Source organism: Psychrobacter sp. T6-1, from assembly GCF_052258445.1.
The window spans coordinates 1-1166 of sequence record NZ_JBQQFC010000511.1 but is presented as its reverse complement, the minus strand read 5'-3'; the positions used below and the strand labels follow the sequence as shown (position 1 = coordinate 1166).

Annotated in this window: 1 protein-coding gene; it reads left to right on the top strand. The window is 50.6% G+C overall.

All coding sequences use genetic code 11. From position 1 onward, the window contains the following. The coding region (locus ACTXGO_RS14195; protein WP_443574968.1) for a class I tRNA ligase family protein at positions 1-1166 on the top strand (1166 nt) is incomplete at both ends.

Below are 1166 nucleotides of genomic sequence, written 5' to 3'. Positions count from 1 at the left end.
AAATTTCAAACGGCGCTGTCAGATTTGGAAGTCGAAAACGTCGACGAAAAGGGCAGCTTGTGGCATTTTCGCTATCCTTTTACCGATAAAGACCTCACTACCCAAGACGGTAAGGATTATCTCGTCGTCGCTACTACGCGTCCTGAAACCTTACTTGGTGATACTGCGGTCGCGGTCAATCCAGAGGACGCGCGCTATATGCATTTAATCGGTAAAACCATTACCTTGCCTATCACAAACCGCGTGGTGCCCATTGTTAGTGATGATTATGTCGAAAAAGACTTCGGTACGGGTGTGGTCAAAATCACCCCAGCGCATGACTTTAACGATTATGAATTGGGTCGCCGTCATAGCTTACCGCTGATCAATATCTTAGATGAGCGCGCGAATGTCTTAGCTGAGATGGAGGTCTATACCGACTTGCAAGAGCGCGAGCCTGCGCTTGAGAGTACGCCTAACGAGTATGCGGGGCTTGAACGTTTTGCCGCCCGTAAGGTACTCGTTGAGCAAGCGAAAAGCGAAGGCTGGCTTGAGGACATCGAGGACTACGCTCTAAAAGCGCCGCGTGCTGAGCGTGGTGGCACTATCGTCGAGCCGTTTTTGACCGATCAGTGGTATGTCGCTATGAATAAGCTGTCGCAGCCGGCGATTGACGCGGTCGAAGACGGTCGTATCGAGTTCGTCCCTGCCCAATATAAAAACATGTATATGGCATGGATGAACAACTTGCAGGACTGGTGCATCAGCCGTCAGCTGTGGTGGGGGCATCGTATCCCTGCGTGGTATGACGATGCGACTGGTGAGATTTATGTGGCGCGTGATGAAGCCGAAGTTCGTAGTAAATACAATTTAAGCGACGAGGTAACACTGCGCCAAGACGATGATGTGCTTGATACCTGGTTTAGCTCGGGCCTTTGGACATTTAGTACGCTTGACTGGGCAGACCCGAACGCTGATCCGCGCGTCCTTAAAACCTTTCACCCCACCAGCGTGTTGGTGACTGGCTTTGACATTATCTTCTTTTGGGTCGCACGCATGATTATGCTGACCATGCATTTCGTCAAAAACGAAGATGGCACGCCGCAAGTACCGTTCAAGACCGTCTATGTCCATGGCCTCGTGCGTGATGGCAATGGTCAAAAGATGTCCAAATCTAAGGGTAACGT